Annotated in this window: 22 protein-coding genes and 1 pseudogene; 15 read left to right on the top strand and 8 right to left on the bottom strand. The window is 66.6% G+C overall.

The genetic code is table 11. From position 1 onward, the window contains the following. Positions 1–23 precede the first annotated feature (23 nt). Positions 24–644, top strand: coding sequence for a TetR/AcrR family transcriptional regulator (locus ACFU4Z_RS18930; protein WP_379064609.1), 621 nt, complete (start codon positions 24–26; stop codon positions 642–644). Positions 645–787: 143 nt separating this feature from the next. Here the strand turns inward: ACFU4Z_RS18930 and ACFU4Z_RS18925 are convergent, their stop codons facing one another. Next, complete coding sequence (locus ACFU4Z_RS18925) at positions 788–2299, bottom strand: flavin-containing monooxygenase (RefSeq protein ID WP_379064607.1); 1512 nt, start codon at positions 2297–2299, stop codon at positions 788–790. Positions 2300–2736: 437 nt separating this feature from the next. Between ACFU4Z_RS18925 and ACFU4Z_RS18920 the strand changes: the two genes are divergently transcribed. From ACFU4Z_RS18920 to ACFU4Z_RS18905, 4 genes are all read left to right on the top strand, one after another. Further along, positions 2737–3882: an LLM class flavin-dependent oxidoreductase gene (locus ACFU4Z_RS18920; protein ID WP_379064605.1), complete on the top strand. Its 1146-nt coding sequence runs from the start codon at positions 2737–2739 to the stop codon at positions 3880–3882. Positions 3883–4111: 229 nt separating this feature from the next. Next, the gene (locus ACFU4Z_RS18915) at positions 4112–5542 is read left to right on the top strand and encodes an APC family permease (protein WP_379064603.1); all 1431 of its coding nucleotides are present in this window, start codon (positions 4112–4114) and stop codon (positions 5540–5542) included. A gap of 147 nt (positions 5543–5689) precedes the next feature. Further along, a complete protein-coding gene (locus tag ACFU4Z_RS18910) occupies positions 5690–6106 on the top strand; it encodes a YybH family protein (protein WP_379064601.1) in 417 nt (138 codons plus the stop codon). A gap of 458 nt (positions 6107–6564) precedes the next feature. Then, positions 6565–8184, top strand: coding sequence for an alpha/beta hydrolase (locus ACFU4Z_RS18905; RefSeq protein WP_379064599.1), 1620 nt, complete (start codon positions 6565–6567; stop codon positions 8182–8184). Positions 8185–8193: 9 nt separating this feature from the next. Here ACFU4Z_RS18905 and ACFU4Z_RS18900 read toward each other — a convergent pair whose 3' ends face one another. Further along, a complete protein-coding gene (locus ACFU4Z_RS18900; RefSeq protein WP_379064840.1) occupies positions 8194–8844 on the bottom strand; it encodes a cation transporter in 651 nt (216 codons plus the stop codon). Positions 8845–9052: 208 nt separating this feature from the next. Then, positions 9053–9382, bottom strand: coding sequence for an ArsR/SmtB family transcription factor (locus ACFU4Z_RS18895; RefSeq protein ID WP_379064597.1), 330 nt, complete (start codon positions 9380–9382; stop codon positions 9053–9055). Positions 9383–9704: 322 nt separating this feature from the next. On the opposite strand from ACFU4Z_RS18895, the pseudogene ACFU4Z_RS18890 reads away from it, so the two are divergent. The 3 genes and pseudogenes from ACFU4Z_RS18890 to ACFU4Z_RS18880 all read left to right on the top strand — a co-directional run. Beyond that, positions 9705–10424, top strand: a pseudogene (locus tag ACFU4Z_RS18890) (TetR/AcrR family transcriptional regulator); the annotation flags it as partial. Positions 10425–10702: 278 nt separating this feature from the next. Continuing rightward, positions 10703–11134, top strand: coding sequence for a DUF5994 family protein (locus ACFU4Z_RS18885; protein WP_379064595.1), 432 nt, complete (start codon positions 10703–10705; stop codon positions 11132–11134). A 14-nt stretch (positions 11135–11148) separates the two neighbouring features. After that, the gene (locus ACFU4Z_RS18880) at positions 11149–11652 is read left to right on the top strand and encodes a DUF5994 family protein (RefSeq protein ID WP_379064593.1); all 504 of its coding nucleotides are present in this window, start codon (positions 11149–11151) and stop codon (positions 11650–11652) included. A 289-nt stretch (positions 11653–11941) separates the two neighbouring features. Here the strand turns inward: ACFU4Z_RS18880 and ACFU4Z_RS18875 are convergent, their stop codons facing one another. Together ACFU4Z_RS18875 and ACFU4Z_RS18870 are read right to left on the bottom strand one after the other, a co-directional pair. Then, positions 11942–12802: a 3-hydroxyacyl-CoA dehydrogenase gene (locus ACFU4Z_RS18875; protein ID WP_379064591.1), complete on the bottom strand. Its 861-nt coding sequence runs from the start codon at positions 12800–12802 to the stop codon at positions 11942–11944. Positions 12803–12845: 43 nt separating this feature from the next. Beyond that, complete coding sequence (locus ACFU4Z_RS18870) at positions 12846–13517, bottom strand: helix-turn-helix domain-containing protein (protein ID WP_379064589.1); 672 nt, start codon at positions 13515–13517, stop codon at positions 12846–12848. A gap of 316 nt (positions 13518–13833) precedes the next feature. Here ACFU4Z_RS18870 and ACFU4Z_RS18865 point away from each other — a divergent pair, with 316 nt between their 5' ends. Both ACFU4Z_RS18865 and ACFU4Z_RS18860 read left to right on the top strand, forming a co-directional pair. Then, on the top strand, positions 13834–15648 hold the full coding sequence (locus tag ACFU4Z_RS18865) for a hypothetical protein (protein WP_379064587.1): 1815 nt from the start codon (positions 13834–13836) through the stop codon (positions 15646–15648). A 50-nt stretch (positions 15649–15698) separates the two neighbouring features. Then, positions 15699–16316: an HAD family hydrolase gene (locus ACFU4Z_RS18860; protein WP_379064585.1), complete on the top strand. Its 618-nt coding sequence runs from the start codon at positions 15699–15701 to the stop codon at positions 16314–16316. 10 nt (positions 16317–16326) lie between these two features. Here ACFU4Z_RS18860 and ACFU4Z_RS18855 read toward each other — a convergent pair whose 3' ends face one another. Further along, positions 16327–16974: a TetR/AcrR family transcriptional regulator gene (locus ACFU4Z_RS18855; RefSeq protein ID WP_379064583.1), complete on the bottom strand. Its 648-nt coding sequence runs from the start codon at positions 16972–16974 to the stop codon at positions 16327–16329. Positions 16975–17091: 117 nt separating this feature from the next. On the opposite strand from ACFU4Z_RS18855, the gene ACFU4Z_RS18850 reads away from it, so the two are divergent. Next, a complete protein-coding gene (locus ACFU4Z_RS18850) occupies positions 17092–18240 on the top strand; it encodes an acyl-CoA dehydrogenase family protein (RefSeq protein ID WP_379064581.1) in 1149 nt (382 codons plus the stop codon). A gap of 43 nt (positions 18241–18283) precedes the next feature. Then, positions 18284–19036: an SDR family NAD(P)-dependent oxidoreductase gene (locus ACFU4Z_RS18845; RefSeq protein WP_379064579.1), complete on the top strand. Its 753-nt coding sequence runs from the start codon at positions 18284–18286 to the stop codon at positions 19034–19036. 337 nt (positions 19037–19373) lie between these two features. Here the strand turns inward: ACFU4Z_RS18845 and ACFU4Z_RS18840 are convergent, their stop codons facing one another. Then, entirely contained in the window at positions 19374–19796 is a 423-nt protein-coding gene (locus tag ACFU4Z_RS18840; RefSeq protein ID WP_379064577.1) for a winged helix-turn-helix transcriptional regulator, read from the bottom strand. An 80-nt stretch (positions 19797–19876) separates the two neighbouring features. Between ACFU4Z_RS18840 and ACFU4Z_RS18835 the strand changes: the two genes are divergently transcribed. Next, positions 19877–20785 carry an NAD(P)H-binding protein gene (locus ACFU4Z_RS18835; RefSeq protein ID WP_379064575.1) on the top strand — a complete coding sequence of 303 codons (909 nt, stop codon included), beginning with the start codon at positions 19877–19879 and terminating at the stop codon, positions 20783–20785. Positions 20786–20865: 80 nt separating this feature from the next. On the opposite strand, the gene ACFU4Z_RS18830 is transcribed toward ACFU4Z_RS18835, so the two are convergent. Further along, positions 20866–21588, bottom strand: a complete 723-nt coding sequence (locus ACFU4Z_RS18830) for an SDR family oxidoreductase (protein WP_379064574.1) — start codon at positions 21586–21588, stop codon at positions 20866–20868. 101 nt (positions 21589–21689) lie between these two features. Between ACFU4Z_RS18830 and ACFU4Z_RS18825 the strand changes: the two genes are divergently transcribed. Further along, positions 21690–22535, top strand: a complete 846-nt coding sequence (locus tag ACFU4Z_RS18825) for a helix-turn-helix transcriptional regulator (RefSeq protein WP_379064573.1) — start codon at positions 21690–21692, stop codon at positions 22533–22535. Positions 22536–22659: 124 nt separating this feature from the next. Beyond that, positions 22660–22809, top strand: a complete 150-nt coding sequence (locus ACFU4Z_RS18820; RefSeq protein WP_379064572.1) for a hypothetical protein — start codon at positions 22660–22662, stop codon at positions 22807–22809. Positions 22810–22844: the final 35 nt, after the last annotated feature.

The raw sequence follows: 22844 nt of genomic DNA, 5'->3' as shown, positions 1-22844 counted from the left end.
TCAATGTCAACGACCATGATCTCGTGACAGAGGCAGGCTGGTCGGTGCGCGCGGCGCGGGAAAGATCGCACACCTCCCGCCATCGCGCACTACTGGACGCCGCGGCCCAGGTCTTCACCGTCCGTGGCTACGACAACACCACGGTCGCCGATATCACCGCGGCCGCCGGAGTCTCCCGAGCCACCCTGTACGTCTACTTCGCCTCCAAAGAGGAAATCTTCCTCGCCCTCGCCGCCCAAGTCCGCGACGATTTCCTCGCCGCCCAGCAACCGGACATCGACCACGCCGATCCGCGAAACATGCTGGCCGCCACTATCGAATCCTTCGCCGCCGCCGTCCTCGCCGCGGGCCCGATGCTGCGCCTCATCGACGAACGCGGCGCCGTCGACGACCGTGTTGCCGCACTAGCCGAGGAAATCGCCGAACGGCCCATCCGCCGATTCACCCGGTACCTGGAACGCCTGCACGCCGCGGGCCGGATCGCGCCCGCCGTCCCACCCCGCATCATCGCCGAAACCATCGGCTACACCCTCACCCGCGGCACCTTGGCCCGCGCCACCGCCACCTCCGACGACCGCGGCGATTACCTCGCCCACATCAACACGGTCGCCGACACCCTCCTCAACCCGACCGCGCACCCCTGAGACAGCCGACCCGACACCACCCTCACACCCGCCACCCGCTGCGGTGCCCCACAGCCGGGCCGGACCCCGAAAATAGCGCGACCACAAGGACGACTGCCGACTTGGCAGGGCGCGCGGACGGGGCGAGCTACGGCTGCACTCGGTCAGGCTGTGCGAGAGTCGGCGAGCGAGCGAGCGCCCGGGCCAGTTGCCGCCTCGGCGGCGGTGAAGGCCAGCACGCCGTCTTCGATGGGACCCTTGCGGAGCATGACTCGGTCGCGGAAGTAGTTGTTGATCACTTTCCATGGGCCGCGGGTGCCCTGGCGCGGCATCACGGCGTCGCCGCGCTGGATGTAGCCGGAGGTGAGAGCGCCGCCCATGAGCGAGTCCTCGGAGCGGTCGCCGTCCTCGGCCACGGCGACCACCTTGTCGAAGCCTTTGGTCTGCATGTGGTTGAGCAAGCGGCAGAAGTATTCCGCTGCCAGATCGGCCTTCAGAGTCCACGATGCGTTCGTGTAGCCGAGCACCACCATGGCGTTGGGGATGCCGCTGAGCAGCGCGCCCTTGTAGGCCACGCGGTCGCGGGTCACCACGGGTTCGCCGTCCACCTCGAGTGTCGCGCCGCCGAGCATCTGCACGGTCAGGCCGGTCGCGCTGATGACGATGTCGGCGGGCAGTTCTGCGCCGGACTCGAGCCGGATACCGGTCTCGGTGAAGGTCGCGATGCGGTCGGTGACGATCGAGGCGCGGCCGCTGCGCAGGACCTTGAAGAGGTCACCGTTGGGGACCACGCACAGGCGCTGATCCCACGGGTTGTAGGACGGTGTGAAGTGGCGCATGTCGATGCCCTTGCCGACCTGCATCCGGACCGCGCCGAGCAGCAGCTTCTTCGCCATCTCGGGGTTGGTGCGCGAGAGCTGGAAACTGGCGCGCTGCAAGGCGATATTGCGGGCGCGGCCCAGTGCGTAGGCCACCTTGGCGGGCACGCGGGTGAGCTTCATGCCGACGGCGACGGGATCGTCGGCGGGCAGTGCCGTGATGTAGGTCGGCGAGCGCTGCAGCATGGTGACATGTGCGGCGTCCTGACTCATGGCGGGGATCAACGTGATCGCGGTCGCGCCGCTGCCGATCACGACGACGCGCTTGCCTCGGTAGTCGAGATCCGCGGGCCAATGCTGGGGATGCACGATTACCCCGCCGAAGTCGGCTTCGCCGGGGAACTCGGGGCGGTACCCGTTGTCGTAGTCGTAGTAGCCGGTGCAACCGACGAGGAAATTGCTCGTGTAGACCTCGGTGTCGCCGGTCTGCTGGTCGATTGCCTCGACGGTCCACAGCCCGGCTTCGGTGGACCAGCGCGCGGTAGTCACCTTCCGCCCGAAACGGATGTGGTCGGTGACGCCGTACTCCGCCGCCGTGTCCTCGATGTACTGCCGGATGTGCGGTCCGTCGGCAAGCACCTTGGTGCCGATCCAGGGCCGGAAGCCGTAGCCGAAGGTATACATATCCGAATCCGAGCGAATGCCCGGGTAGCGGAAGAGATCCCAGGTGCCGCCGATCGCGGTCCTGCGCTCCAGGACCGCATAGCTGCGCCCGGTCTGCTCGCGGGTCAGATGGCAGGCCATGCCGATCCCGGACAGGCCCGCGCCGATGATCAGTACGTCGACATGCCGCGTCATTGGGGTACTCGTTTCGTCTGGTCTCGCCCGGGCGCCCTCGGCCGCGCGTTCCCCGAGATTACGTGTTATCGACAGTTACGTCTAGTCGCGGAGGTCGGCGCGGATCGCCCCTTAGAACCGCGGTGGTTGCAAAGGGTGACCCGGGGCCATAACGCGCACATCATGAACGACTGCGGCGCTCACGGCGCGCTGCGCACTGTCCCCAACCCGAGGTGTCGCATGTGTCGCGGAGCTGACCGGACTGCCCGCGGAACTCGCCCTCGTCGCGGTCCATACCGCGACCACTCCCTCGATCCGGCGACCATCATCGCCGAGCATGACAGCGCCGACGGTTTTGCCGGCGCCGGGAGCATTCCACACACGGTGTCCATCACCGACTCACCGAAACGCGCGTCAACGACCTGTTACCGTGAACTCCTGAAGGGAGATCGGCTCCGATGAGTCTGTCGTTCCACTGGTTCCTCCCCACCTACGGCGATTCCCGCAGTCTGGTCGCGGGCGGGCACGGCACCTTCATGTCCGGCGATCGCCCCGCGACACTGCGCTACCTCAACCAGATCAGCGCCGCCGCCGAGGACAACGGCTTCGAGGCCGTCCTCACCCCGACCGGCACCTGGTGCGAGGACGCCTGGCTGACCACCGCCATGCTCGTCGAGACCACCGAAACCCTGAAGTTCCTGGTGGCGTTGCGGCCCGGTCTGATCAGCCCTACCCTCGCCGCGCAGATGGGCGCGACCTTCCAGCGGCATTCGCGCGGCCGGTTGCTGCTGAATGTGGTGACCGGCGGGGAACCGCACGAGCAGCAGGCCTATGGCGACTTCCTGGACAAAGCGCAGCGCTACGCACGCACCGGCGAATTCCTGCACGTGGTGCGGGAACTGTGGAAGTCCGCCGATCCGGTGACCTTCGGCGGCGAGCACATCCACGTGCGCGGCGCCCAACTGGCCAATCGGCCCGACCCGATTCCGCCGGTGTTCTTCGGCGGTTCGTCCGCGCCGGCGGGCCCGGTGGCCGCTCGGTACGCCGACACCTATCTCACGTGGGGTGAGCCGGTACCGGCGGTGAGCAGGAAGCTCGACTGGATCCGCGGACTCGCCGTCGATCACGGCCGCGTCCTGGACTACGGCCTGCGTATCCACGTGATCACCCGCGACACCGCCGAGGAAGCGTGGGCCGAGGCCGACCGCTTGCTGAAGGACATCGACCCCGCCGATATCGAACGGGTGCAGGCCAGCCTGGCCCGCAGCGAGTCCGAGGGACAGCGCCGCATGTCCGAACTGCACGGCGGCAGCACCGACCGATTGGAGATCGCGCCGAACCTATGGGCGGGCGTCGGCCTGGTCCGCGGCGGAGCGGGCACCGCGCTGGTCGGTTCGCACGAGGAAGTGGCCGAGCGCCTGATCGAGTACTCGAAGGTCGGCGTCAGCCATTTCATCCTCTCCGGCTATCCGCATCTGGAAGAGGCCTACTGGTTCGGTGAGGGCGTACTGCCCATCCTCGGACGCAAGGGCTTGTGGCGGAATCCGGTCAACAGAGCGAGCACCCCCGGCGCCACCCCGTTCGCGACGTCCTCCCGCAGCTGACGACCGCCCTCATCACCACCGGAGGACGCCGGAATCCATGGCGCGATGGGCGCCGGCGTCCGCCGGGGCGACGAGTAATAGCAGGTAGTGCAGCTACGCACGCACTGCGCCGACGCAGTGCGTGCGGTACCCCCAGTCATGGGTACCTGTGTCCCACCGACGAGAATGGTCTGTCGAGTCGGGCCGAGCATGCGGACTCGGCAGACCATTTTTCGTCCAAAGGGAGTCGATGACAAGCGCACCAGTGCGGCGGTGGCGCCGCCGCTTCCCCGATGAAGCGGGCACGCCGGACGCCGGTACCGCCACGCTGAAGCGCAGCCTCGGCCGCGTCGATCTCACCGCGATGGGCGTCGGCACCATCGTCGGTGCGGGCATCTTCGTGATCACCGGCGTCGCGGCGGCGGAGAAGGCCGGTCCGTCGATCGTGCTGTCGTTCGTGCTCGCAGGCACTGTCTGCGCGCTGGTCGCGCTCTGCTACAGCGAGCTCGCCGCGATGGTTCCGGTCTCCGGCAGCGCCTACACCTATACGTACGCGACCCTCGGCGAAGGGCCTGCGTTCCTGGTCGGGTGGAATCTGCTGTTGGAATTCGTCATCGCCGGCGCTGCTGTCGCCATCGGCTGGTCCGGCACGGTGGTGTCCGCACTGGACTCGATGTTCGGAATCACGCTGCCGAAGGCCATCACGGCAAGCCCTACCGAGGGCGGTGTCGTCAACCTGCCCGCGGTGCTGATCATCGGGGTGATCGTCGCGGTGCTCGTCGGTGAGGTCTCGCTCACCGCGCGTATCACCAAGGCGCTTGTCGGCGTGACCATCGGCGTGCTGGTGCTGGTCGTTGCCGTCGGCGCCTCGCATATCGACGTGGGAAACTGGACGCCGTTCGCGCCCTTCGGCCTCGGCGGCGTCATCGGCGGCGCCGCGATCGCGTTCTTCGCCTTCCTCGGCTTCGATGTGGTCGCGGCTTCGGCGGAGGAAGCCCGAAACCCGCGCCGCGATGTGCCGTTCGCGATCATCGGCACCGTTCTCATCGCCACCCTGCTGTACGCACTCGTCAGCGCGGTGCTGACCGGAATCGCCCCGTTCGCGACATTGAACAACGCCTCGCCGATCGCGACCGCCTTCGGTGGACTGCACATCGGCTGGATCGGCAATGTCATCGTGATCGCCTCGATCATCGCGCTCACCAAGGGGCTGCTCCTGATCGTGTACGCACAGGTGCGCCTGATGTTCGCCATGTGTCGTGACCGGCTGCTGCCGAGCACCCTCGCCACCACCGGCAAGCGATCCACCCCTGTCCGGCTGACGCTGCTGCTCGGCACCGTCTGCGCGACGATCGCCGGACTGCTGCCTATCGATATCGTCGTCGAACTGGTGAACATCGGCGCGCTGTCGGCCTTCGCGGTGGTGTGCGTCGGGGTGCTGGTGTTGCGCAAACTGGAACCGAATCGCGAGCGTCCGTTCCGCACGCCGCTGGTTCCTGTGGTCCCGATCCTCGCGCTGGTCGGCTGCATCTTGCTGGCAACCACACTCGACGCGCTGACCTGGGTCCGTTTCGCGGTCTGGGTGGCCATCGGTATCGCCGTCTACCTGGGCTATGGCCGCAAACGCTCGGTCATGGCCGCGCCGGAACCCGCCGTGGAAACGGTTCGGGCCGAGCGGTAGCGGGCGACTTTCCCGCAATTGGGATCTTGCACGAATTCGACCAAGACCATTCCGATTCATTGCGGATAACCAGGGATTTCGGCACGCTCTCTGGCAAGAGTCGCGGCACCCCACCCTCAACGGCCGTGCGGAAAGGACAACAACCCTATGTCCGATGACGAGAAGCAGATCCGGATCCTGATCGAACGGTGGGCGGCCGCGGTGCACGTCGGCGACCTCGCCGGTGTCCTCACCGACCACGCGCCCGACATCGTGATGTTCGATGTGCCGCCGCCGAACGAGGGTGTCCGCGGCATCGACGCCTATCGGGACGTCTGGCCCGGCTTCTTCGAATGGCAGGCCAAGGGCGCGACGTTCGACATCGTGTCACTCGAGGTCGCCGCTTCCGGTGACGTGGCCTTCGCCTACGCCCTACTGCTGTGCGGCACCGCGGAGGATTTCGCCACCGATCCGGCGAAACGGCTGCGCCTCACCTTCGGTCTACGCAAGCAGGAAGGGCGCTGGGTCGTCGTGCACGAGCATCATTCTTTCCCTGACACCAGTGTCGAATCGGACAACGGATAGCACGAGGCGGGCTCCGCGGCGGCACTCGATGCAATCATGCAGCAGACGTCACTGGCGGACATCGTGGCACAGAACGGAATCGCGCACGAGGCCACGATTGTCGATCGACCTCCGCGACAACGCTCTGAGCTTTCCTTTTTCTCCCTTTCAGAACCTCAGCGGCACATGAAATTACATCGAGTGCCATTGTGCACAGAACGCCGTATTGCCCGCCCCCGTCGGCAGCAGTGCCGTGCGCAATACCGCATCACCTGCACCGGGAGTTCCACGTGAATCAGCCTGGCCGCGAGAACCATTCGGGCACCCGGCCCTCCGCCCGGTAGGAGAACCGGACGGAGGTCCCGATCCGCCGGGCGGTGCCGGCCGAAGCTCGACAGTGAGCGCGAGTATCGCTGTGCGGAGTAGTCGAGACCGCATCGGTTTCAATCGGCGAAGAAGCCCGTGCCGAGCGTCGGACCGTGCTCTACTCGAAGGCATTCGTCGGTGATCGGGGGTCCGCCATGCGGCATCGCTCTGGGCTGCTCGGCATCGCGGCGGCCGCACTACTGGTCGCGGGGTCCGGCTGCTCCCCCATCGAACCCGTGCCAGGCAAGGCCGTCGCGTCGCCACAGCCATTTCCGACACTCGAGGCCTATATGGCGCAACGAGTCGAATGGCAGTGGTGTCGGGAGGAGCCCGGGCTGGACTGCGGATCGATTCGCGTGCCGGTCGATTACGAACGCCCGGGCGCCCTCGCCATCACTATGCCGCTGGTCCGGGTGCGCGCGACCGATCCGGCGCATCGACTCGGCGTACTCACCACCAATCCCGGCGGGCCCGGCGAATCCGGCTACGAGCAAGTGGTATCCGCGCGCGACACCAGCCTGCGCAAGTTCCTCAGCCGCTATGACCTCGTCGGCTTCGATCCGCGCGGTGTCGGCCGCACGGCGGGCGTTACGTGTCTCAGCGACCGCGAGATGGACGAGTACCTCGCCACCGACTTCACTCCGACCGACGCCGCGGGACTGCACGCGGTCGCCGCGGCGCACATGCGTTATGCCTCGGCGTGCTTGCGTCAGACCGGCACGTTGCTCGGCTTCGTCGGCACCGAATTCGTCGCTCGTGACATGGACATCATGCGATCGGCCCTCGGCGAGGACACACTCAACTTCATCGGCTTCTCCTACGGCACTCGAATCGGCCAGCAGTATGCCGAGCAGTTTCCGCATCGAGTCGGCCGAATGCTGCTGGATTCCGTCGACGATCCGAGCGTCCGGACCGAGCGCTGGGATTTCTCCGGCGCGGAACCCGAGTCGAGCGCAGCCCCCGTCGAACTCGCGCCGCGTGACCGTGTCGTGCGCGACATGCTCGCCTCGTGCGCGGCCCAGCCGGATTGCCCGGTGGGGACCGATGCCGAAGCGTCGATGCGCGCCCTGCGCGAACTGATCGACCGCATCGACGTGCACCCTATCCCCGCCGCCGACAGCAGGAAGGTGGGCTCGAACCTGGCGCTGATCGGCATCTTCCAGGCGACCTATGACGAAAGATATTGGCCCAGCTTCGAAAAGGCCTTCGCACAAGCGCTGGACGGCGACGGCACCGGATTCGCCAAGCTCGCCGACATCTACGTCGGTCGCGGCGATTCGGGCGCCTACTCGACCTCCGATCCGTCCTTCTGGGCAGTCCAGTGCGTCAACGACGATCCGGCGACCTACCGGTCGAAGTCCGAGAACGAGATACTGGCGGAGTTGGCGCGGATCGCGCGAAGTCGCGCCGCGCCCGCGCCGATTTTCGGCGCCAATCGAGTGTTCAGCACTCCGCTGTGCCTGTTCTGGCCGGTGCCGCCGACACAGCAGTCCAGCGCGGTCTATGCCGCGGGTGCGCCGACCATCGTGCTGCTGAACAACACCGAGGACCCGGCGACGAAACTGGAAGGCGCACAGAACGTCGCGCGCAACCTCGCCGACGCGGTCTTGGTGGTGAACGAACACGAAGGCCACATCGCCTTCGACAACGGCTCGGTATGCATCGACGCGATCGTCGTCGGCTTCTTCCTCGACGGCATCGTCCCCGAGAAGGGAACCCGCTGCCGCGGCTGACGTACCGCGTCAGCCCTGGCAGGCACCGGAGGCGCAGCACCCCTCACCGCGTCGCGCGGCCAGCCCTTCTTTGACGGCAATCGCGGCAATGCCCAGTCCCGCGAGGGGATCGGCCCACCACCATCCGAACAGACTGTTGAGCACCAACCCGACCAGCAGCACCGCCGACAAGTAGGTGCACAGCAGCGTCTGCTTGGAATCGGCCACTGCGGAACGCGATCCCAGCTCTCGCCCTGCACGTCGCTGCGCGGCCGACAGCACCGGCATGACCAACAGACTCAACCCCGCCAGCCCGATGCCCACCGTGGAATGCCGCGGTTCGCCTGCCCCGACCAGCGAGCGCCCCGCGAGCACCGCTACATAGGCGGCCAGCGCGAAGAACGACCACGAAATGACCTGCAGCGCACGCCGTTCCCTGGTCTCCGGGTCCCGGCCGAAGAACTGCCAGGCCACCGCCGCCGCGGAAGACACCTCGATCACCGAGTCCAACCCGAACCCGATGAGCGCCGTCGACGACACCCGTGCTCCCTCGCCGAGCGCGACAACCGCCTCGATCACGTTGTAGGAAATCGTCGCGGCGACCAGCCACCGAATCCGCCGCGCCAGCACCTGTCGTCGCTCGCCATCCGCCCGCCGAGTCGGAATACCCAGCTGCGCCATCACGACCGCCCCTCCCCGACGCCACACATCCGATCCCACTTCGATACGGCTAGGGGGATGCTCGCCGAAGTCGGCTCGAAGGGCCTCGACATCGACCTACTGTGCCACCGCCTCGGGATCACCGGGTGCTCCTTCCACCATGCCTCGGCACCCGCCTCGGCGGCGCCGGCACGAACAGCCGAATCGAATGACCCGAGCGGCAACACCATCAGCAGCACCCCTGCTCCGCCTCAGGGCAGCATGCCGGATCGACGGCGAGCACCAGCCCGAGCAGATCGTCCAGGGCCCGCGCGATCCGCGGATCGGCCAACTCATACCGGTTGCGCCGCCCCTCCGGCACCGCCACCACCAACCCGCAACCTCGTAGGCAGGCAAGGTGATTCGACAAGATCTGCCGCGAAACCCCGATCGTCTCCGCCAGGTCGGCGGGATATCCAGGCGCGTCCCGCAATTCCAGCAGGATCCGCGTCCGCGTGGCATCCGACAGCGCATGCCCGAACCGGGATAGGGCCTCGTCCTGCTTGGTGGTAGTCGGCATACTCATACAGTACATAAAATTATGTATTCAGAAAACTCTGTACCAAATGCGGGCTACGAGCGGGATCGCCGTGTCGCCCTGTGCCCGATCAGGTTGCCGCTCCAGCGAATCGCGACCAGTCCATGATGCGCCGGTCAGATCAGTGGCGGCGGCCGCCGACCGAATGGCCGCTGCAAACCCGTCTCGCTATCAGTGAGCCTTCAACAATGTAGACACATAACGTAGACCTACAACGTTGACACCGCGTAGATATGGGCGTGTACTGGAGGTCTAGACGCGGAGACGGCCTGCCACCGACTCCAGCCGAGAGGCGCTGAATTCGATGAACGCGACCAGAGATGGACCAACCGGACGCCCGAAAGGTCATGGCGGCAGGAGACGCTCCGGGCACAGTCCTTTGACCCGAGTCGCGATGCTCGCGGCCGCGCTCGAGATCATCGACCGTGACAGCATCGACCAACTGTCCATGCGACACCTCGGTGACGCGCTCGGCCGAGACCCGATGGCGCTCTACCGACACGCGGCCAACAAGGCGGCGGTCCTCGACGGAGTCGCCGAGATGGTGCTCGAACAACTGACCGTCGACATCGACGACCCCGACTGGCGCCACCAGCTGCGCATCGTGGCACGCGAGTTCCGCGCGCTGGCGGTGGCGCACCCGAACCTGGTTCCCTTGCTGGTCACCCACCCACTGGCCACGCCGCTCGGACTGCGGCCGCTGGGCACCCTGCGCCCGCTGGAACACACGCTGGATCTACTCACCCGAGCCGACTTCAGCGGCGCGGACGCCCTGCACATCTATCGCGCCCTGTTCGGTTTCCTCAACGGCCACATTCTCAACGAGCTCCAGGAAATCGTCGAACGCCCCGAAGAAACAACCGACCTACTGCGCCTCGGCCTCGATCGCCTGCCGATCGGTGAATTCCCTTTGCTACGCGGCCTCGCCTCAGACCTGGCCGCCTACGACGGTGTCACCGAGCTCGAGCGCGGCCTAGACATCCTGCTGTCCGGCCTCACGATGACGATGACCATGACCCCGGGCCGGTCCACAGTCGAGACAGGAGCCCGAATCATGACACCTTCACCGATCCGAACCGATCCGAACAACCACATTCCGTCCACCGATCGGCTCCGGCTGCGGTGCACACCGCGAGCGGCCGACGCCGGCGACGTCGAAGATCCCGAAACAATTGCCGCACAGCAGCGTTGGGATTCCGAAGGCGGAGCCGAAAGCCGCTGGGACGCGACAGTCACCACCCGGGCAAGGCAGCACCCCGCTGTCGGCAGGCCCGAATTCGCAGCCGAAACAGGAGCCGCACCATGACCTCAGTACAGATTCGACGGCATGCCGCGCGTCACCGTGTGCCACCTGACTACACGCCTCGGCTGAGATTGAAGCCGAAAGCCGAAAGCATCGGGTATCTCGACGGCGCGTGGTGGCCCCGATCCGGCGACCTCACCACCGAACTGCCAGATCTGCTGGCAGTCCTGGCGATTCGACTCGGCCCCGTCTGGCGCGTCGTCTACGACCCCGCGGGATGGTCGCCGCCACCCCCGCAGATGACCGCCAACGGTCGGGTAGTTCGACTCGACGCCTACCCGTTCGAGCTGTGGAACACGATGTATGTGTTCGGCAGCGACAGCACCTTCATCGTGCTGCAGGTAGTCCCGTCCGCAACGAATCAACTCACCGCGCATTCGGCCCTGATGGCCGCCGCCACCCCCGAACCGGCGGCCGCTATCTCCGGATGAAAGGAAACCAGACCATGATCCCCAGTCGAGCGCAACGCCCGATCACCAATCACCGCGACATGACGAGGAACACCGGTCCACCCCAACGCGACCGGCAACCCTTCCGAACACCCACCCGCACACCACGCCTGCTACTGCGCGAAGACGGCACGCGGTCCAGCAACGTCGACGGCGCATGGTGGCCGTGGACGGCCAATCTCACAGCCGAGCTGCACGACCTCATCAACGTGCTCACCCCACGCCTCGGGCCGACCGTGCGTATCGGTTTCGACTGGAACGCCCTCAGTCTCACCCAACGACGTATCGATCACGACGACGGCATACAGATACACGGCCCGGGCACAAACCAACCACCCGACGTCATGCACCTCATCGGAGCCCATGGCGCCCGCCTCACCTTGCTCGTCATCCCTGCCGAAACCCCGCCCCTCCAGGCCGACCGGCAGATGCGGCGAGCATCAGGAAAACCGCTCTCGCCGACCGCGTCAGCACCCGGCGCTGAGACCGAGTCCGGCTGAAGGACGATCGCGGTACCAGGGCCCGGTCCAGAAGAACCGGGCCCTCGCGGTGGTCGTGTCGGGGAGCTAGTACTTGTCGGTGACCAACCCGAATTCCCCGCGCAATTCACCGATTCGATCGAGTCCAATTTCTTGATCAACCTGCTGTGCAGGAAATCCGGCCCGGCAGGTGTACGGGGTCGCCGTCGAGTAGGCGAAATTCACCGCTCCTTCCGCCGGTGTGATGTCGAAAACCTCGGTGTCGGGCTCCTCGCCTCGAGCTTGTTAGACGTGTTCGTCACGCCAGCGGTCAGGCGGAATAGCGGTAGAACCCCTCTCCGCTAGCCAGGCCGAGCTTGCCCTTGTCGATGTAGTTCGTCTTCAACCACGCCGCGAGCTGCTGCGCGTCCTTATCGCCGTTGGCAAGGATGTTGTAGGGGGTGGTGAGGCCGATGACGTCGAGCATCTGGAACGGACCGAGCGGGGAGCCGGTCGCGATCCGCCAGGTCGCGTCGACCGCCTCCGGTTCGGCGTATCCACCCGCACCGAGCGCCATGGCGGCGTTGAGCAGCGGCACGAGCAACGAGTTGAGCACGTATCCCGCTTTTTCCTTGTGCAACTCGATCGGCACCATGCCGATCGCGGCCGCGAAATCGACGACCGCATGGAAGACCTCGGGGTCGGTCTCGGGGGTGCCCATGATTTCGGCGGTGTTGTACTTCCACACCAGGTTCGCGAAGTGCAGCGCGAGGAATTTGTCCGGTCGGCCGGTGAAGTCCTTGATGTCGCTGGGCAACAGGGTGGAGGAGTTCGTGGCGAAGATGGTGCGATCGGGCGCGAGCTCGCCCAATTGCTTGTAGATCTCCTGCTTGATGGTGAGAACCTCCGGCACCGCCTCGATGACCAGGTCGGCGTCCCGCACCGCGGCGGCGAGATCGGCGGTCAACACGATTTCGGCCGCCGCCTGCTCCGCCGTCCCATCCGCGGCTCCGGCAACCTCCTCGCCATAGGTTGCCGCCAGCTTGTCGAAACGATCGCGGGCGGCGGTCAGCGCATCATCGCTGATGTCGTAGGCGGTGACGTCGAATCCCTTGAACGCGGTCTGGAACGCGATCTGCGAACCGAGTACCCCCGTCCCGAGGACCGTCACCCTGCGAATCTCGATGGTCATTGCTGTCTCCTTCGTTCACGGGGCGAAGTCCGCCCCTCGACGTTCACTTGTCGTCTTCGATGTCGGCACGATCGAGCGACGCGAAGAATCCGGCGACAATCTGTGTGATCTGGTCACGCAAATCGCCGATCGCGTCATAGCCGGGATGTACGCCGGTCGACGGCCGGGCAAGGATCAGGTGCAGCACCGCGAACACGCTGCGGCCGGCCAGCAGGGCCTGCTTGTCCAGGCGGCGCGGTTCGCGGCCGCCCTGCCTGGCGGCAGCCGCCAAGCGCGCGGCGATCATCGCCTCGAGCTGTGTGATAAGGGCAAGGCCCTCGGCGCGGTACTTCTCGGTCGGCGAGCCGAACAACAGTTCACGCTGGTAGGCCACGGTGTTCTCGACATGCCGGTCGGCAGTCGCCACAGTCGGCCGCACCATGCTGAGCACCGCGTCCACCGGCTCGCTGTGCGAGCGCGACTCCACGTCGCCGAGTTCGAGTGCCAGCCGGAGGTCCTCGTTGTAGACCATCAGCAGCAACTCGCCCTTGGACGACGCGTACCGGAACAGCGTCCCCGCAGCGACATCCGCGCGGTCGGAGATCTGCTGCGTGGTGACGCTCTCGAAGCCGCGCTCGGCAAACAGCGCGGCCGCCGCTTCGAAGATGCGCGATTGCTTGTCGCGCATGTTCCGCTGGCGGCGACCCGCGTGCGCCGGGTCGGGCGAGATCGTCATCCGGCACCCCTCAGATAATGAGTGGACTCATTAATGAGCGTACTCCTGGTTATCTGAAAGGCAACCCCCGAAGACCGCGACGGCCACGGCGACGGCGCGCGAGCCGAAACCTATCGGCGCAGACCGACTGGGCGGCACGAATCCACGCTCACGTTCGGATGCGGTCGCCGAACTCGGCTGCCGCAGTGCGGAATACGCGACCACCATCTGATCTCGCCATCCATCGACTCGGCCTCCCATCGACGGCAACAACCACGCCGACCGCGCGTACATGGGTAACCTAGGGTCGTTTCGACGCCGATCCCGGGGAGCAACAGTGCCCAATGTGCCTTCGCGCACGCTGACTTCGCTCGTAACCGTGGCGGCCCAGCAACTGGGTTACGTATGCCGGGCGACCGACGCCGACGAGGCTGCGGAGTTCATCGGTCCGCGTGGCGACGGCCCGCACTACCTGTGGCTGGGCAACTTGCGTCGTAGCCTGCACGAACACCCTGTCGACCGGTGGCCGGCGCTCGTCGCGGACTACGTCGGCACGTTTCTCGCCGAAGTGGACATGGAATACACGGATCCGATCGACGCCGACGACTTTGCCACGGTGCGGTGCCTGCTCAGGACGCACTTCGCTCCGGCAGGCGCCGACGCGGGCATCGATGTCGCCCGCCGGGACGTCGCGCCGGGAATAGTGCAAGTGGCGGTGATCGGTCGACTCCACACCGCCGTGGCCGTCACTCCCGAGATGCTCGCCCACTGGGATATCGGCCTCGACGCACTCTTCGACCTCGCCGAGGCGAACACACGCGCCGACAGCCGCCTCGAGGTCGAGTGGAAGGGCTACAACGATGCGTCCTTCGCCGTGCTGAGCGGCTCGGACTTCGCCAGTGCCCACGCACGGTGGCTCGACGACTACCCGGTAATCGGAATGTACGGCGCGCTTTTCGTCACCTCTCACGAGGGAAACGTGTACGTGCACCCCATCACCGGACCGGACGCGATGTCGGCCATGATCCTGCTCGGCAAGGTAGCGGCCAACACCTATCGCAGCGAACCGCGACCGGTCAGTCCGGCGGTCTATTGGTGGAAGGACTCGGCGATCAGCCTCGCGGCAGGCACCGAGATCGACAAGGACGGCAATGTCGCAGTGCACCAGACGCCCGAATTCGACTCGCTGCTGACCAGCCTGACGGTGACGTGCGATTTCGGAGTGGTCCCGGCCGGGGACGTCGATACCGCTCTCGACGCGCTGGCGCTGTATGAGCAGATGTGCGCCCATTCGGACAACAGCGCGGCGCCGCCCGCCGTCCTCGACCTCCTGGCCGAGATCGAGAGCAGGGGCGCGGCCGTCGGATTCGTCACGGCCGTCGCGGATTTCCGCGGAGCGGTGCTGCGCACCTGGGGGCCGAGCCGCGGGCAGCACCTGCTTGCGGTCCTGCAGCTCACCAAGGATCGCGACCTCGCCGTGTTCGACGTCGCGACGGGGCATCTCTACGACCCGCGCGACCACGTCGATGTCCGCGTCACTGCCGGCGCACACGATCACAACAGGAGGACACTGCCCTATCTCACCGCCGCGCTGCTCGAGGACTTCGTGGTCGGTGCCGCCGATCCCGACGATCCGTTCTTGGTCGTCGCGCGCGACGACAAGAACTACATCCGCACGCGCCGCGACGAGTGGGTCTATGAGATCGAACATCGGGCCGGATCCGCCTCGGAGCATTTCCGTGTGTACACCATGCTGCACACTGTGGTCCGCGCCGTCATCTGGGCGTGGGCCTGCGGTGACCCGTCGTGGACGCTGGCCGTGCAATGGCGGCGGGTCGATCCCGATACACCAGGAATCGAGGCGGCGCAGGGGCAGGAAATCCTGCAGGACGAGCTGTCGTCCATGGCGTCCGGCATGACTGTCGACGGATTGCCTCTCCTCGACGCGTTTCTGATGGTAGAAGACACGCCGCTGCCCTCAGCCGAGTCACTCGATCTTTCGGTCGATCCGTCCGTGCTGCGCGAGCGGGGGCCGACGCGGGCCGAGTTCGTCACGCCCAGCGCCGGGACCGGCGCAGCCGCGGAGCTGGTCGAGGGCCTCGACGACGACCAGGAACCTCCGGAGCAGCGCTTCCCGAATCGCAGAGAGTAACCATCGCCGCCCGCCCGTTGGACCGATCGACGGGCCGTTAGAGTCGGTTGGTGACCTGGACCATCGGCTTCGACCTCGATATGACCCTGATCGACTCGCGTCCCGGCGTCACACGGGCGATCGACATCATCGCTGCCGAGTTCGATCTCCCGCTGCGTGGCGTCGAGCTCGCCGACCGGCTGGGCCCCCCGCTCGACCAGCTATTGGCCGACGCGGGTGCCCCCGCCGATCTCATTCCTGCCCTGGTGGCCCGCTATCGCGCGCTCTATCCGACCGTGGTGCCGCACATTCCGGCCATGCCGGGCGCCGATGCGGCGTTGGCCGCCGTGGCCGAGCGCGGCGGGCGAGTAGTGATCGTCACGGGCAAGCACGAGCCGTTGGCACGGCTGCACCTGGTCGAACTCGGCTGGCAGATAGATCATTTGGCAGGTGATCTCTGGTCAGCGGGCAAGGCCGGAGTGCTGCGCGAACAGCGGGCCGATGTCTTCGTCGGCGATCACGCCGGTGATATGCGCGGCGCGCGGGCCGCGGAGGTGGCGGCTGTCGGCGTCACCACCGGACCGTGCGACGCCGACGAGCTCCGCGCGGCGGGCGCGGACGTCGTGCTGGACGACCTCACCGAGTTTCCGGACTGGCTCACCGGATTCGGAGCCCGCGCGGTGAGTTGACCGCCGGCGGTCAGTGGCCGGGCGCGGCCGAGGACAGTGCCTGGAATCGCAGGGCGAGACCATCCAGTAACGCCGCCAGGCCGGTTTCGAAAGCGGCGTCGTCGATTTCGCGTTGCCGCCCCGACAGCAGGTGCGCTTCATCGAGGTGCGGATAGTTGCCGCGATACACCGCCGCGTCCTCGGGGAAGCCGCCCGCGAACGACCCCAGGGTGGAACCGGTGACGAAGAACCGCATGAGTGCGCCCACCTGAGTTGCTTCACGTCGCGGCCAGCCCGCCGCTACCAGCCCACCGAAGACCGCGTCCGCCTGGCGCAGTGCGTTCGGCCGCCTGCCCATCCCCTGATGCAGTGCGGGGACCAGGTTCGGATGGTCTGCCAATGCCGCGCGATACGAACCGGCCCAGGCTTCGAGCGCGCCGCGCCAGTCGGTGTTGCCGCTGAACATCGACAGATCCACCTTGCCGAGCACCGCGTCGACCATCGCGTCGAGCAGGTCGTCCTTGGTGGCGAGGTGGTTATACAGCGACGGCCCCTGCACCCCGAGTTCGGTGGCCAGCCTACGGATGGATACAGCTTCGAGGCCTTCGGCATCGACAAGGGCCAACGCGGCGGACACTATGCGCTCGCGGCTCAGCAATGGCCGGCGCGGTCTTCCCACGAAAACCTCCTGGTCGATCGAACTTCAGTGTCGCATGCGAGCCCACAAACTTGCGTTGTTAGTTTATGCGGGGCTAGCCTAGAAGAAACTTTCAGCGTTAGTTTTCTTGGAGTTGCGGTGAACCTGGAACTGTCCGACGAACAGTCCGCGGCACAACGCATGGCCGCCGACTTCGTCGACCGCGAGATCGCCCCGCACGCAACGGAATGGGATCGTGCCGAATCGGTCGATCCGGCCATCGTGCCGCGACTCGGCGAGCTCGGATTTCTCGGTCTCACCATTCCGGAGGAATACGGCGGCAGCGGCGGCGATCACCTCACCTACTGCCTGGTACTGGAGGAGCTGGGTCGCGGCGACTCCGCCGTGCGCGGCATCGTCTCGGCCTCCCTCGGCCTCGTCACCAAATCCATCCACCACTACGGGACCGACGAACAGAAGCGCACCTGGCTGCCCCGGCTCACCGCGGGTGAGGCGCTCGGCTGTTTCGCGCTCACCGAACCCGGAACTGGTTCGGACGCAGCACAATTGAGCACACGCGCGGTCCGCGACGGCGACGACTGGGTGATCTCGGGCAGCAAGATGTTCATCACCAACGGGACCTGGGCCGAGGTCGCGCTCGTCTTCGCCCGCACCGGCGGCGGCGGGCACCGCGGCATTACGGCGTTCCTCGTTCCGACCGACTCCCCCGGCTTCACCGCCCGCCCCGTGCACGGCAAGCTCGGGCTGCGCGGGCAGGCGACCGCGGAACTCGCGCTCGACGACGTTCGCATCCCCGACAGCGCGCGACTGCACGCCGAGGGCAAAGGCTTCACCGTCGCGATGGCGGCACTCGCCAAGGGCCGGATGTCGGTGGCCGCGGGTTGTGTCGGCATCGCACAGGCGTGCCTCGACGCTGCGGTCGGATACGCCACACAGCGGACACAATTCGGCAAGCCGATCGCCGGGCACCAACTGGTCCAGGACCTGCTCGCCGACATCGCGCTCGACGTGGACGCGGCCCGGCTGCTGGTGTGGCGGGTGGCCGATCTGATCGACCGCGGCGCCGAGTTCGCCATCGCATCGTCCAAGGCCAAGCTGTTCGCGAGCGAGGCCGCGGTGCGCGCCGCCGATCGCGCGCTGCAGGTCTTCGGCGGTTACGGCTATATCGACGAGTTCCCGGTCGGCAAGTACTTGCGCGACGCCAAAGTGATGACGCTCTATGAGGGCACCAGCCAGATCCAGAAGCTGCTGATCGGCCGTGATCTGACCGGAATCAGCGCATTCTGATGACGCCAGGGCCGGCCTCGTCGAAGAACAGAAAGGACCATTGATGAACAGGTTCACCGGCAAGGTGGCCGTTGTGACCGGCGCGGCACAGGGTATCGGCGCGGCCACCGCGCGGCAGCTGGCCGCCGAGGGCGCGGCGGTGGCGGTGCTCGACCGCAACGCCCCGGACAAGACCGCCGAGCAGATCACCGCGGCGAGCGGCACCGCCCTCGGCTATGTCTGCGATGTCACCGACCGCGCCTCGGTCGAGTCCGTCTTCGACCGATTGGCAGCGGATCTCGGACAACCGCACATCCTGATCAACAATGCCGGGATCACCCGCGACGACATGTTCTTCCGACTTTCCGAGGACGATTGGAACGCGGTCCTCGCGGTCAACCTGACCGGGGCCTACCACTGCGCGCAGGTCGCACAGAAGTTCATGGTCGCGCAGCGCTACGGCAAGATCGTCTCGCTCTCCAGCCGCTCCGCCCTCGGCAATCGGGGCCAGGCGAACTACGCCGCCGCCAAGGCGGGCATCCAGGGCTTGACCGCGACCCTGGCCATCGAACTCGGTCCCTACAACATCAACGTCAACGCGGTCGCCCCTGGCTACATCGCCACCGCGATGACCGCCGCGACCGCCGACCGAGTCGGGCTCACCGCCGAGGAGCACCAGCGATCCGTTGCCGAGCGCACCCCGCTCGGCCGGGTCGGACAGCCCGAGGAGGTCGCCGCTGTCATTGCGTTCCTGGCCAGCGACGAGGCCTCCTACGTCAGTGGCCAAACGCTCTATGTCAACGGTGGGGCCCGCTGAGCCGCCCGAGCGCCGCTATAGCAACCGACCGGTATGACGGAGGATAATGAGTACCTCGATCGACCACGTCGATAGGAAGGAGCCACGGCAATGAGAGCTAAGCCGAACCGCTCACTCACACTCCTCCTCGCGGGTCTGGCAACCGTCGGCAGCCTGGGGCTGTCCGGTTCCGCAGCAGCTGCCGTAAGACAGCAGGACCCAACGCCACAGCCGCAGTGCAAAGTAGGCGAGCGCTCGGACCAGGGGCCCTTCCGCTGCGAGTGCGGACCCGATGGCAAGTGGATCTGCGTCAGACGAAGGTGATACACGTAGCGGCACGTCGGCCACGCAGTTCCATTCACGCCTGATGCGCGGATGCGTGCTCGGCATCCCACTGCTGCCGGGCGGCTGCGATGACGCCTTGGTGCTCCCGTGACCAGTCCGCGAGCACCAGCACCGTCTCCGCGAGACTCCGGCCGGTCGCGGTGAGCCGGTACTCGACCTGTGGCGGGATGGTCGGGTAGGCGATCCGTTCGATGATCCCGTCACGCCACAGCCTCTTGGTGGTCAGCGTCAGCATGCGCTGGGAAATGCCCGGAATCGCTCGCTCCAGTTCGCGGAAGCGACGCACGCCCTTGCTCAGCTCCACGATCACCAGCACCGTCCACCGATCCCCCAGCCTGTCGAGGACATCGCGAATCCCGCAGTCGTCATCGCCACACGGTCCATCGGGAATAGAGCCCGCCGCCTGCAGGCTAACCGCCGTGTTCGTGACTGACATCAGAGTGCCTCCTTATGCTGCCGCCCGTGATTGCGGATGCTGGGTCGTGTTCAGCAACTGCAACATTCGGGAGTGCACCAATGATCCTCGTCACCGGTATTTCCGGTTCGCTCGGCAGCCTCGTCTTCGGCGGGTTGTCCGCGCTCGACGACATCACCGTCACGGCGGGCAGCCGTTCCGGTGATAGCGCCGGCGTCAGGCACATCGATTTCGACGACCCCGCCACCTTGGTCGAAGGGTTTCGGAAGGTGGACGTGCTGGTGTTCATCTCGGCCGGATACGCGGAAGACGACGTGGTGCTGGCCAGGCACGACGCGGTGGTCGCCGCCGCGACGGCGGCCGGCATCCGGCACGTCATCTACACCAGCCTCGCGGGCTCCGGTGATCTGATGACCATCGCGCTCCCGCACCGCTGGACCGAGACACGTCTGGCTTCGGCGCCGCTCGATGTGACGATTCTGCGCAACGGACTCTATGCCGAAGTGCCGATCGGATTGGCGGCCGCAGGCGCCGCCTCAGCCGCCCAAACAGGTTTCTACACAACCGCATTCGGCAATGGACGAGTGTCGGCTGTCGCTCGCGAGGACCTCGCCGACGTGGCGGTGCGGGTGGCAGCCGAAACCAGCCGTGACCTCACGGCAGGCGGTCGTAGCAGGCACGCGGGCAAGGTATACGAACTCGAAGGTGTCACGACGATCGGCGGGTCCGACATCGCAGCGGTGCTGGCCGAATCGCTCGACCGGCCGGTGAGCTACCGATCCATGTCCCTGTTCGATACCCGAATCGCACTGCAGGACACAGGAATGGAGCCCTACCAAGTCACGAATGCCCTCTCCATGTTCGCCAATATAGGCGCGGGCGCGCTCGAGGCGAGCCGCACCGACCTGCTCGAACTACTGACCGCCGAGCCTCGCGATGTCCGGGCACTGCTCACCGCGGCCGTGCGAACCGGCGGGTACCAGTCCATTTCGATCACTACGACCCGCTGAGCACCGCTGTCACGACGGTCATCGCACCGCCGAGCCGGACGAACTCGCCGTTCGCCCGGTCGGTCACCGCTCGAACACGGTCACCAGGGCACCGAACCGAAGCGATCGAAGAATCCGCCGGTCGGTCCGTCCGGTCCGATCGATGCCAGCTGGACGATCGCGTCGGTGCCCTCGGTAACCGTTTGGTGGCCTGAATTGTTGTTCAGATCCGTTGCGGTGTAGCCGGGGTCGGCGGCGTTGATGTGGATGTCCGGAAGTGCGCGGGAGTACATCGAGGTGATCATGTTCAGGGCGGTCTTCGAGGACGGGTAGGGCAAGCCGAGCAGGGTGGACTCGATGCGGGTCGGGTCGGAGGTGCGGGCCAGCGAGCCGATGCCGCTCGAGACCATCACGATTCGAGGTTGGGTCGCCGCATGGAGCAGCGGCAGGAAGGCATTGGTCACCGCCACCGCGCCGAAGACGTTGGTCTCGAACACTTCTCGCAGATCGGCCGCCGTGGTCGCGGGCGGAAGTTTGCGGGTGCCGCCGATACCGGCGTTGTTCACCAGCACATCCAGCCGTCGCGTCCGTTGTCCGACCGCCTCGACGGCTGCGGCGATCGAGTCGGCGGAAGTGACGTCCAAGTGGATGAACTCGACGTCCAGACCCGCGTCGGCGAGGTCGGTCGCCGCCGCCTTCCCCCGATCGGCGTCGCGGGCGGCGAGGAACACCCGCCAGCCGAGGCTCGCCAATCTGCTGACGGTCTCGCGACCGAGTCCTTTATTCGCTCCGGTGACCAGAGCCGTGGTGGTGGAGTTGTCCATGACCCGAGCATTGCCGCCGCACACCGGGCCCACCAGGACCGCAGTCTCCTGGGATCAGCGGTACCACCCCGACGCGCGCATGCTGCGGCATGATCGGAGATATGGATCGCACGGAACTCGCCGAACTGCTTCGGCAGGCTCGCGGCCGCATCCAGCCCCGCGATGTCGGACTCCCCGCGGGCTCGCGCAGACAGGTACCCGGACTGCGTCGCGAAGAGGTCGCGCAACTGGCCGGTGTCAGTGTCGACTACGTGGTTCGACTCGAACAGTGCCGTGGCCCACGCCCCTCGGCCGCCGTACTGGCGGCCCTGGCCAGGGCACTGCGCCTGAACGACGAAGACCGCGATCTGCTCTTCCAGTTCGCCGGGTCCACGCCACCGCAGGCGGGCCGGATCGCCATGCTGGTCCGGCCGAGCGTACTGCGACTGCTGGACCGGATGGTCGACCTGCCCGCACTGGTCATTTCCGCGAAAGGCGATGTGCTGGCGTGGAATCCGATGGCGGCGGCACTACTCGGCGACTTCACCGAGTGGCCGCACGCGCACCGCAACATCATCTGGCAGCAGTTCCTCGGCACAGGTCCACACCGGGTCGCACTGACCCCCGCCGAGGCGCGGGCCGCCGCCGTCTTCTCGGTGAGCAGCCTGCGCAGCGCCAGGGCCCGCTACACCGACGACCTCGACCTCCTACGCCTGATCGACGAACTCCGTTCGCGCAGTCCCCGATTCGAGCAGCTATGGAACGAACGGCCGTCCGAACCGTGGCGCAGCACCACCAAATCGGTCGACCATCCCGAACTCGGCCATCTGATCCTGGAATGCGACACCCTGCTCGTCCCCGACTCCGACCAGGCCGTCATTGTCTACTCCGCCGCACCGGGCACCGCCGCGGCGTCCGCTCTGGACCTGCTCCGCATCACCGGCACCCAGCAATTCACCAAGAACTGAGCCGCGCCTCGCCCATTCGCTGCCGGTCTTCGGCCAGCGCGACCCGAACCAAAGCCTCTGCTGCCCAACGCGTCACCTCCGTATCCTCCCCCAATCGGGTCCACACGTATCGCGGGTGGTGATCATGGCTTCGGTCCCGAAGACCATCGCGACCGCGTTGGTCAGCCGATTCAGCCGCTCCGGTGACAAGGTTCCTGGCAGCGGAGCGAAGGCGACGCGCGCCATGTGCAGCGGGGTGTTGCCGCGCGTCGGCACCGCTCCGCCTCCGGCCTAGAACGACGTGTGGCTCGACGTCGCCGCGATCGTGCC

Source organism: Nocardia sp. NPDC057440 (assembly GCF_042802915.1).
Lineage (GTDB): Bacteria > Actinomycetota > Actinomycetes > Mycobacteriales > Mycobacteriaceae > Nocardia.
The sequence above is the reverse complement of the archived record's forward strand: the minus strand, read 5'-3'. Positions and strand labels throughout refer to the sequence as shown.

What these genes read in the sequence shown, in the direction of transcription:
- ACFU4Z_RS18925 (WP_379064607.1), bottom strand. Translation starts at nt 2,299, where the DNA reads ATGACGCGGCATGTCGACGTACTGATCATCGGCGCGGGCCTGTCCGGG.
- ACFU4Z_RS18920 (WP_379064605.1), top strand. Translation starts at nt 2,737, where the DNA reads ATGAGTCTGTCGTTCCACTGGTTCCTCCCCACCTACGGCGATTCCCGC.
- ACFU4Z_RS18915 (WP_379064603.1), top strand. Translation starts at nt 4,112, where the DNA reads ATGACAAGCGCACCAGTGCGGCGGTGGCGCCGCCGCTTCCCCGATGAA.
- ACFU4Z_RS18910 (WP_379064601.1), top strand. Translation starts at nt 5,690, where the DNA reads ATGTCCGATGACGAGAAGCAGATCCGGATCCTGATCGAACGGTGGGCG.
- ACFU4Z_RS18900 (WP_379064840.1), bottom strand. Translation starts at nt 8,844, where the DNA reads ATGGCGCAGCTGGGTATTCCGACTCGGCGGGCGGATGGCGAGCGACGA.
- ACFU4Z_RS18895 (WP_379064597.1), bottom strand. Translation starts at nt 9,382, where the DNA reads ATGCCGACTACCACCAAGCAGGACGAGGCCCTATCCCGGTTCGGGCAT.
- ACFU4Z_RS18885 (WP_379064595.1), top strand. Translation starts at nt 10,703, where the DNA reads ATGACCTCAGTACAGATTCGACGGCATGCCGCGCGTCACCGTGTGCCA.
- ACFU4Z_RS18880 (WP_379064593.1), top strand. Translation starts at nt 11,149, where the DNA reads ATGATCCCCAGTCGAGCGCAACGCCCGATCACCAATCACCGCGACATG.
- ACFU4Z_RS18875 (WP_379064591.1), bottom strand. Translation starts at nt 12,802, where the DNA reads ATGACCATCGAGATTCGCAGGGTGACGGTCCTCGGGACGGGGGTACTC.
- ACFU4Z_RS18870 (WP_379064589.1), bottom strand. Translation starts at nt 13,517, where the DNA reads ATGACGATCTCGCCCGACCCGGCGCACGCGGGTCGCCGCCAGCGGAAC.
- ACFU4Z_RS18845 (WP_379064579.1), top strand. Translation starts at nt 18,284, where the DNA reads ATGAACAGGTTCACCGGCAAGGTGGCCGTTGTGACCGGCGCGGCACAG.
- ACFU4Z_RS18840 (WP_379064577.1), bottom strand. Translation starts at nt 19,796, where the DNA reads ATGTCAGTCACGAACACGGCGGTTAGCCTGCAGGCGGCGGGCTCTATT.
- ACFU4Z_RS18835 (WP_379064575.1), top strand. Translation starts at nt 19,877, where the DNA reads ATGATCCTCGTCACCGGTATTTCCGGTTCGCTCGGCAGCCTCGTCTTC.
- ACFU4Z_RS18830 (WP_379064574.1), bottom strand. Translation starts at nt 21,588, where the DNA reads ATGGACAACTCCACCACCACGGCTCTGGTCACCGGAGCGAATAAAGGA.
- ACFU4Z_RS18825 (WP_379064573.1), top strand. Translation starts at nt 21,690, where the DNA reads ATGGATCGCACGGAACTCGCCGAACTGCTTCGGCAGGCTCGCGGCCGC.
- ACFU4Z_RS18820 (WP_379064572.1), top strand. Translation starts at nt 22,660, where the DNA reads ATGGCTTCGGTCCCGAAGACCATCGCGACCGCGTTGGTCAGCCGATTC.